The sequence below is a fragment of the Streptomyces sp. NPDC058373 genome, from assembly GCF_042723275.1.
Classification (GTDB): Bacteria; Actinomycetota; Actinomycetes; order Streptomycetales; family Streptomycetaceae; genus Streptomyces.
On record NZ_JBHXJE010000087.1, the window covers coordinates 1 to 8908 of the forward strand.

The 8908-nt window shown below is 74.0% G+C and carries 7 protein-coding genes and 2 pseudogenes; 6 read left to right on the forward strand and 3 right to left on the reverse strand.

Annotation, left to right across the window (positions count from 1 at the left end):
• The 3 genes from ACFWMZ_RS27865 to serC form a co-directional block, all read left to right on the forward strand.
• The coding region (locus ACFWMZ_RS27865) for a cytochrome P450 (protein ID WP_383204924.1) at positions 1–1288 on the forward strand (1288 nt) is incomplete at its 5' end.
• Between the two features lie 93 nt (positions 1289–1381).
• Positions 1382–2683 (forward strand): cytochrome P450, encoded by a 1302-nt coding sequence (locus ACFWMZ_RS27870; protein WP_383174258.1) that lies wholly within the window; start codon positions 1382–1384, stop codon positions 2681–2683.
• Positions 2684–2851: 168 nt separating this feature from the next.
• A complete protein-coding gene (serC, locus tag ACFWMZ_RS27875; RefSeq protein WP_383174255.1) occupies positions 2852–3970 on the forward strand; it encodes a phosphoserine transaminase in 1119 nt (372 codons plus the stop codon).
• An 88-nt stretch (positions 3971–4058) separates the two neighbouring features.
• On the opposite strand, the gene ACFWMZ_RS27880 is transcribed toward serC, so the two are convergent.
• Positions 4059–5027, reverse strand: coding sequence for a pyridoxal-phosphate dependent enzyme (locus tag ACFWMZ_RS27880; protein WP_383204927.1), 969 nt, complete (start codon positions 5025–5027; stop codon positions 4059–4061).
• Between the two features lie 276 nt (positions 5028–5303).
• A pseudogene (locus tag ACFWMZ_RS27885) lies at positions 5304–5657 on the reverse strand (daunorubicin/doxorubicin resistance ABC transporter ATP-binding protein DrrA); the annotation flags it as partial.
• 21 nt (positions 5658–5678) lie between these two features.
• Between ACFWMZ_RS27885 and ACFWMZ_RS27890 the strand changes: the two are divergent.
• Positions 5679–5798 (forward strand): annotated as a pseudogene (locus ACFWMZ_RS27890) (TetR family transcriptional regulator); the annotation flags it as partial.
• Between the two features lie 26 nt (positions 5799–5824).
• On the opposite strand, the gene ACFWMZ_RS27895 reads toward ACFWMZ_RS27890, so the two are convergent.
• The gene (locus ACFWMZ_RS27895; RefSeq protein WP_383204930.1) at positions 5825–6883 is read right to left on the reverse strand and encodes a WD40 repeat domain-containing protein; all 1059 of its coding nucleotides are present in this window, start codon (positions 6881–6883) and stop codon (positions 5825–5827) included.
• Positions 6884–6987: 104 nt separating this feature from the next.
• On the opposite strand from ACFWMZ_RS27895, the gene ACFWMZ_RS27900 reads away from it, so the two are divergent.
• Together ACFWMZ_RS27900 and ACFWMZ_RS27905 are read left to right on the forward strand one after the other, a co-directional pair.
• On the forward strand, positions 6988–7677 hold the full coding sequence (locus tag ACFWMZ_RS27900; RefSeq protein WP_383204933.1) for a GDSL-type esterase/lipase family protein: 690 nt from the start codon (positions 6988–6990) through the stop codon (positions 7675–7677).
• 216 nt (positions 7678–7893) lie between these two features.
• Entirely contained in the window at positions 7894–8754 is an 861-nt protein-coding gene (locus tag ACFWMZ_RS27905) for a nitroreductase/quinone reductase family protein (RefSeq protein ID WP_383174243.1), read from the forward strand.
• The last annotated feature ends 154 nt before the right edge of the window (positions 8755–8908 follow it).

An 8908-nucleotide genomic window follows, 5' to 3' on the forward strand; every position in this document is an offset into this window, starting at 1 on the left:
CGGCTGCCCCGTCGCCCACGGCGCCACGGGCGCCACCGGCCCCGGCGGCGAACCCGCGCCCCTGCTGCTGGGCGGCGACCGCTTCCAGTCCGACCCGATCGGCCTCTACCGCGACCTGCGGCGCGAGCACGGACCGGTGGCGCCCGTCGTCCTGCCGGGACGGCTGCCGGCCTGGCTGGTCATCGGCTACCGCGAGCTGCACCAGGTCACCAGCGACCCGGTGCTCTACAGCCGCGACTCCGACCTGTGGAACCAGTGGGACCGGGTGCCCGAGAACTGGCCGCTGCGGCCGATGATCGGCAAGGAGGACTCGATCCTCTACACCGTCGGGGACCGCCACCGCCGCCGCGCCGCCGTCATGGAGGGCGGCCTGGAGGCGGTCGAGGCGCACGACCTGCGCGCCACCACGGAACGGCTCGCCGACTCCCTCATCGACGACTTCTGCGGCGGCGGCGAGGCCGACGTCATCGCCGAGTACGCGATGATGCTGCCCGCCCTCGTCCTCTTCCAGCTCTTCGGCCTGCCGGAGAGCGAGGGCCGGGGCCTGGCCCACGCCATCAACGACATGATCAACGGCGGCGAGCGGGCCCTCGCCGGGCAGCAGCACATCCGCGCGTGCGTCGGCGCGATGGTCGCCGACCTCCCCAACCACCCGCGCGACCACGTCACCAGCCGGATGCTGCGCCTCGGCGGGCACCTGCCGGGCGAGGACCGGGCCGTGGTCACCGACGAGTTCAGCGCCGCCGAGATCATCCAGGACGTCCTGGTCATGGTGGTCGCCGGGCACCAGCCGACCGCCGACTGGATCGGCAACACGCTGCGGCTGATGCTGACCGACACCCGGTTCGCCGCCTCCCTCTTCGGCGGCCGCCACTCCATCGCGGAGGCGATGAACGAGGTCCTCTGGGAGGACACCCCGAGCCAGAACATCGCGGGCCGCTGGGCCACCCGCGACACCCACATCGGCGGGCGCCGCATCCGTGCGGGCGACCTGCTGATCCTCAGCTTCGCCGGGGCCAACTACGACCCGCTGGTCCGCACCGACCAGTCGGCGCTGACCGGCGGCAACAACGCCTTCTTCTCCTTCGGCCACGGCGACCACCGCTGCCCGTTCCCGGCCCAGGAGATCGCCGAGATCGTCGCCCGCACCGCGATCGAGGTCATCCTCGACCGGCTGCCCGACATCGACCTCGCCGTCCCCGCCGACGCCCTGACCCGCCGCCCCTCGCCGTGGCTGCGCGGCCTGACCCGGCTCCCGGTCCGCTTCACCCCGGTGCCCAAGAGCTGACCGGCCGGGCCCCGGGCCTCCGGGCGCCGGAGGGGCCCGCCCCCGACCCCACCCCCCGCGACGCCGACCGACCCCGCCCACTGGAGGCACCGCATGACCCTGTCCGAGACGTCCGCCACCGAGACGCCCGCCACGCCGCCGCCGGGCTGCCCGGCCCACGCCCACGGCGCCGTCGACCCCGACGCGTACATCGCGCTCGACCCGCTCGTCCGCGACCTCGACGGGGAGAGCGCCAAGCTGCGCGCGGCGGGGCCGCTGGCCAAGGTCATGCTGATCGGCGGCGTCCCGGTCTACTCGGTCACCCACCACGCCGAGGCCCGCAAGCTGCTCACCGACAGCAGGCTGGTCAAGGACATCAACCAGTGGAACGCCTGGAACAACGGCGAGATCCCGGCCGACTGGCCGCTGATGGGTCTCGCCAACCCGGGCCGCTCCATGCTCACCGCCGACGGCCCCGAGCACCGGCGGCTGCGCAACTTCGTCGCCCAGGCGCTCACCGTGCGCCGGGTGCAGAAGCTCCGCCCGGGCATCGAGGAGCTCTGCGCGCGGATGCTCGACTCGATGGAGGCGGCCGCGGACGAGGACGGCGTGGTCGACCTCAAGGCGCAGTACGCGCACCCGGTGCCGATGACGGTCATCACCGAGCTGTTCGGGATGGACTCGCACCACATCCCGCGGCTGAAGGAGCTCTTCGACATCTTCTTCTCGACGGTGGTGCCGCGCGAGCAGGTGCCGCCGATGATGGCCGAACTGGACGACATCTTCCAGGCGTTCGTCCAGACCAAACGGGACAACCCGGGCGACGACCTGACCAGCGGCCTGCTGGAGGCGGCGGCCGACGGCGACACCCTCACCAACGAGGAGATCGTCAACACGCTGAAGGTCATCGTCACCGCCGGCCACGAGACGACGATCAGCCTCATCGTCAACGCCGTCCGCGCCCTCTCCGCCCACCCCGGGCAGCGCGCCCGGGTCCTGGCGGGCGAGATCCCCTGGTCCCAGGTGATCGAGGAGACCCTGCGGTACAACACCCCGACCTCGCACCTGCTGATCCGCTTCCCCACCGAGGACATCGAGGTCGGCGACGCGATCCTGCCCAAGGGCGAGGGCCTGATCGTCTCCTTCTCCGCCATCGGCCGCGACGAGAAGCAGCACGGCCCGACCGCGGGCGAGTTCGACGCCACCCGCGACCCGATCCGGCACATCGCCTTCGGCCACGGCCCGCACGTCTGCCCCGGCGCCTCCCTCTCCCGCGTCGAGGCCGAGGTCGCCCTCCCGGCCCTCTACGCCCGCTTCCCCGACCTGACCCTCGCGGTCGACGACTCCGAGCTGCGCAACAAGCCGATCCTCACCCAGAACGACCTCTTCGACCTCCCGGTCCGCCTCCACGGCTGACCGGCACCCGGACCGGCGTACGCGCGGGGGACCGGCTCCACCCCGAGAGGAGCCGGTCCCCACCGCGCCCGCCCCTGCCGGCCCCCCGTCACGTCCAGCCTCCGGATGCCCCGTCTCAATCTTCGGACATTTCGCCGGAGCGCGTTCCGACGGGCTAGGCTCGCGCCCGTGGCTGAGATCCGGATTCCCGCTGACATCAAGCCCGCCGACGGTCGATTCGGCGCTGGCCCCTCCAAGGTGCGCACCCAGGCGCTCGACGCGCTCGCCGCCACCGGTACCTCCCTGCTCGGCACCTCGCACCGCCAGGCCCCGGTCAAGAACCTGGTCGGCCGGGTCCGCGAGGGCGTACGCGACCTGTTCTCCCTCCCCGAGGGGTACGAGGTGATCCTGGGCAACGGCGGCTCCACCGCCTTCTGGGACATCGCCACCCACGGCCTGATCGAGAACAAGTCCCAGCACCTCTCCTTCGGCGAGTTCTCCTCGAAGTTCGCCAAGGCCGCCAAGCTCGCCCCGTGGCTGGCCGAACCGACCGTCATCTCCTCCGACCCGGGCACCCACCCCGAGGCCCGGGCCGAGGCGGGCGTCGACGTCTACGCCCTCACCCACAACGAGACCTCCACCGGCGTCGCCGCCCCGATCAAGCGCGTCGCGGGCGCCGACGAGGGCTCGCTCGTCCTGGTGGACGCCACCTCGGGCGCGGGCGGCCTGCCGGTAGACGTCGCCGAGACCGACGTCTACTACTTCGCCCCGCAGAAGTCCTTCGCCTCCGACGGCGGCCTGTGGATCGGCGTCTTCTCCCCCGCCGCCCTGGAGCGCGCCCGCCGCGTCCACGCCTCGGGCCGCCACGTCCCCGAGTTCTTCTCGCTGCCGACCGCGATCGACAACTCGCTGAAGAACCAGACGTACAACACCCCGGCGCTCGCCACCCTCTTCCTCCTCGCCGAGCAGCTCGACTGGTTCAACACCCAGGGCGGCCTCGACTGGGCCACGGCCCGCACCGCCGAGTCGGCCCGCACGCTGTACGGCTGGGCCGAGGACGTGAAGTACGCCGAGCCGTTCGTCACCGACACCGCCAAGCGCTCCTCGGTGATCGGCACCGTCGACTTCACCGACGACATCGACGCCGCCGCCGTCGCCAAGGCCCTGCGCGCCAACGGCATCGTCGACACCGAGCCCTACCGCAAGCTCGGCCGCAACCAGCTCCGCGTCGCCATGTTCCCGGCCGTCGACCCGGCCGACGTCGCCGCCCTGACGCAGTGCGTGGACTACGTCATCGAACAGCTCTGAGCGACGGCCGAAGCTCTCGGCCCTGACGTACGCGCGAGGCCCGCACCGGATGACCGGTGCGGGCCTCGCGCCGGTGCGGCGCCGTACCTCACCCCGCGCACAGCTCCGCGAACCGCCCGGCGGAGACGTTGCCGCCGGAGAGGATCACCCCTACCCGGGGCGGAAGAGGGGAGAGGCGGCCGGAGAGGAGGGCGGCGAGGCCGGTGGCGCCGCTGGGCTCCAGGACGGTCTTCAGACGTTCGAAGGCGAAGACCATCGCGGTCCGGATCTCGTCGTCGGTGACGGTCTCCACGGCGTCGGCCAGGAGCCGGTTGACCTGGAAGGTGAGGGCGCCGGGGGTGGTGAGGGCCTGGCCGTCGGCGATGGTGCGCGGCACGGGGACGCTCACCCGCTCCCCCGCCGCCAGCGAGCGGCGCGTGTCGTCGCCGGCCTCCGGCTCCACCCCGACGATCCGGGTCGCCGGATACAGCCCCTTCGCCGCCGTCGCCGACCCGGCCATCAGCCCGCCGCCCCCGACCGGCATCACCAGCGCCCCCAACTCGCCCACCTCCTCCAGCAGTTCCAGCGCGGCCGTCCCCTGCCCGGCCATCACGTCCGGATGGTCGTACGGCGGGATCACCGGCAGCCCCCGCTCGGCCGCCATGGCCGCGCCGATCGCCTCCCGGTCGCCGGTGTACCGGTCGTAGGTGACGACCTCGGCGCCGTACCCCTCGGTCGCCGCCCGCTTGGAGGCCGGGGCGTCCTCCGGCATCAGGATCACCGCGCTGGTCCCCAGCTCCCGGGCGGCCAGGGCCACCGCCTGGGCGTGGTTGCCCGAGGAGTAGGCGGCGATCCCGCGGGCCCGCGCCTCGGGGCCGAGCCGGGAGGCCGCGTGGTAGGCGCCCCGGAACTTGAAGGCGCCGATCCGCTGGAGGTTCTCGGCCTTGAGGTGGACCTCGGCGCCGACCAGCGCGTCAAGCGTGCGGGAGCGCAGCACGGGGGTGCGGTGGACGACGCCCTCGATGCGGTCGGCGGCGGCGCGGACGTCGGCGAGGGTGATGGGAAGCGGAGCGGTCACGGCTCTCCTCGGGATGCGGGAACGGCGTGCGGCGGGGCGGCGGAACGACCGGCTCGTAGGGATCGCAGGAGCTGACTGACCCTTACTCTAGGCAGTCGGCCGTTCCCTCGCACGGGCTTTCCGCTCACCGGCCCGCCCGCCTCACCGGCTGAGCCGCTGGTACCTCCGTACCGCCAGCGGCAGGAACACCGCTGTGAGGGCCAGCGGCCACAGGAGCGCCATCAGCTGGGCGTTCTGGCTCATCAAGGTGGTGTCGGCGCCGACCGGGTTGCCGAAGAGTTCGCGGGTGGCGCCGGTGAGGGCGGCGACGCCGTCCGTGGCGGGGCCGACGGGGGCGTGGACGCGGCGGTCGGTGTGCGGGGTGGCGCCGGTGGCGCGGGCCAGCGCCTCGGCGACGGCCGGCAGCCCCGCCGGGTCGGCGGCGACGGCCTCCAGGCGCTCCCCGCCGACGGTGCGCTTGAGCCCTTCGGGGGTGTCGTCGGCGATGGCGCGGCCCCGGTCGATGACGGTGACGCGGGAGGCGAGGCGGTCGGCCTCGTCCAGGTACTGGGTGGTGAGCAGCACGGTGGTGCCCTGGGCGACCAGCGCCCGTACGGCGTCCCAGACCTCGCCCCGGCCGCGCGGGTCGAACGCCGCGATGGAGAGCGGCGGTACCCCCTCATGGCCTCCCTCTCCGACGACACCTTCGGCGCCGACTTCGACCACTTCGCCTTCGGCGTGGAACGCCTCATCGCCGGGTTCGAGGCGCTGGTCACCGCGCGACGGGGCTGAGCGGAAGGCCGCGCCCGGGCGCGGCCCTACTCCCCGCCGCCCCGCCGCCCCCTGCGCACCCCGAGCCACACCAGCACCACCGCGCCCACCGCGAGCAGCCCGAGCGTGGAGGCGGGCGTCCCCTCACCTCCGTCGGCCTTGTCCTCCCCGGGGGCGCCGGAAGCCGGCCCGCCCGGCGACTTCGCCCCGCCCTCCGGCGCCTTCTCCTCGCCGCCGCCCCCGCCGCGCCCTTCCACGTCGACCCGGACGACCCGGCTCCGCGCCCCCTCCGCCCCGTACATCAGCCCCGTCCCGTCGGCGGTGTACGTCACCGACTCCGACTGCCCGAGCAGCGGCGCCGAGAGCCGCCGGGGCTCGCCGAGGCTCCCGTCGCCCTTCCAGTCGTACGCCTTGGCCCCCAGGTAGGAGCGGAGGACCAGCTCGGAGCCGTCCGGGGAGAACGCCCCGTCGGTCACCCAGTCGACGTCGGCGCCGGTGGGGCGGAAGACGTTGACGCCCTGGGCGGAGAGCTCCTCCGGGCCCGCGTAGAGGCGGCCGCCGGACTGGTTCTTCGAGGCGAGGTAGACCCTGCCGGTCTTCGGGTGGACCATCAGCGCCTCGGCGTCGCGCGGCCCGTCCTCGTACTGGACGGTGTACTGCGTCGCGGCGACCGTGGTGTCGCGCAGCTCGGCCGGTTCGGGCAGGCGGTAGATCCAGACGTGGTCCCAGGTGCCGCCGAGGTTGTCGCCGATGTCGCCGACGTAGAGGTCGCCGTCGGGGCCGAGCGAGATGGCCTCCACGTCGCGCGGCTCGCCGACGCCCGTCATCGTCACCGTGGCGACGGTCTTCCCGGTGCGGGAGTCGACGGCGTAGAGGTACGCGCCGTCGTCGCTGTCGTTGTGCGTCCAGTAGACGCCCGGGTGCCGCTTGCTGGCCGCCAGGCCGCTGGACTCGGTGATCCGCGGGTCCTCGATGGTGAACTCCTGGTCCGCGCCGGAGGCCGCCGACGCGGGGGCCACGGGCAGCAGGAGCGCCCCGGCGGCGAGGACGGCGGCGGCCCGCCCGGAGCGGGGCGGCCGGCGGCGGGCGGTGCTGGTGCGGCGCATGGCCCCAGTCTGCAACGTGCGCGGCCGGGGCGCGGCGCCGGGCGGCCCGCCCCGTGGCCGGGCCCACGTCCACGCCACCGCCCGGCTGGGAGATGATGCTCCCCATGCGCTTCCTCTTCGTCGGCGACTCCACGACGGTCGGCCGGGCCGGAGACTTCACCTGGCGTCACCGCATGTGGCAGCACCTGGAAACGACCCTCGGCCCCGGCGCGTACACCGTCACAGGCCCCCGCACCGGCCTCTACGCGGGCGACGGCGCCGACGCCTCCCAGGCGTACGCCGACCCGGCCTTCCCGCAGGCCGCGCGCCGCCACCTCGCGGGGTGGGGCGAGGGATGGCGCCACATGGCCCCGCTCATCCAGCCGGTCGTCGCCACCACCCGCGCCGACGTGCTGCTGGTCTCCCTCGGCCTGATCGACCTCGGCTTCTACGCGCACGCCGAGGAGACCGCCGAGCACGTCCGCACCTTCCTGGCCCGCGCCCGCGCCGCCAAGCCGGACGTCCGCGCCGTGATCCTGCCGGTCATCCCCAACGTCCGGGCCCGCACGGACCCGTTCTTCGCCGACGACTGCGCCCGCTTCAACACCCTCCTCGCCAAGGCCGTGGCCGACCTCGACCGCCCCGGCTCCCCGCTCCTGCTCGCCTCCCACCCACCCGGCTACACCCTGGACGCCGACACCTACGACGGCACCCACCCCGGCCCCTCCGGCGAACACCGCATCGCCGCGGCCTTCGCGGACGCGCTGCACCAGGGGTGGGGGATCGGCGGGCCGTACCGGGGGCTGGCGGAATAGCGCCCTCCGCCACAACTCGCGTGCTGCCTCCCAGGTTTGGGCTAGGCTGATCCCATGACTGCCGGGTCGGCCTTGAGCCGTTCACGAGTAGGGCACCCGGCCTCCGCTTGACGCGGAGGCGGGGACGAGCCCCGCCCTTCACCTTTCTCCACCCCCGCACCGCCGCCGCGCACTCCCGCGCCGCGCGCCCCCGGCCCCGGAGAAAGGCCCCCTCTCTTGACCTCCACCGAACCCCAGCCCCACCCCATCCACGCCTTCAACCAGTCGGTGATCGACGAGTTCCGCGCCAACCAGGGCAGAGTCGGCGGCCCCTTCGAAGGCGGCCGCCTGCTCCTCATCACCACCACCGGCGCCCGCACCGGCCGCCCGCACACCAACCCGGTCGGCTACCTCCCCGACGGCGACCGCCTCCTGATCATCGCCTCGGCGGGCGGCGCCCCGCACCACCCCGCCTGGTACCACAACCTCGTCGCCCACCCGGTCCTCACCGTCGAGGACGGCACCTTCACCTACGAGGCGCGCGCCGAGATCCTCACCGGCGAGGAACGCGACCACCTCTTCGCCCGCGCCGCCGAGGCGGACCCCGGCTGGGCCGAGTACCAGCGCAAGACCACCCGCACCATCCCCGTCGTCGCCCTCACCCAGATCGCCTCCGGCCCACCCGCCGCCGGCGACCCCGCCGCGATGCTGCTCGCCGTCCACGACGCCTTCCGCCGCGAACTGGGCATCGTACGAGCCGAGTTCGCGGCCTCCGGTCCGACCCTGGCAGCCCAGCTCAAGGTCAACTGCCTCACCGCCTGCGACGGCCTCCACTTCCACCACACCATGGAGGACCGCGGCCTGTTCCCGGCCATGGCCGCCCAGCACCCGGACCTCTCCCCCGCCCTCGACCGCCTCCGCGAGGAGCACGAGACCGTCGCCACCCTCCTCACCGCCCTCCGCACCACCCTCGACCGCACCGACACCACCCCGGCCGACCTCCTCCCGGACATCGACCGCCTCATCACCAACCTGGAAACCCACCTCACCTACGAGGAGGAGACCCTGATCCCCCTCCTCAGAGCAGCGGCCGCCTGACCCACCGCCGCGCCACACGAGACCCCGCCCCCGGACCGCTACCACGGCCGGAGCGGGGTGCCCGTGCATCCCGTGCCGCACTCACCGGTTGACCGACTGGATCTCCTCGACCTCCACCGCCTGCCCATTCCCGAACGTCCCGTCCGGCAAGGCC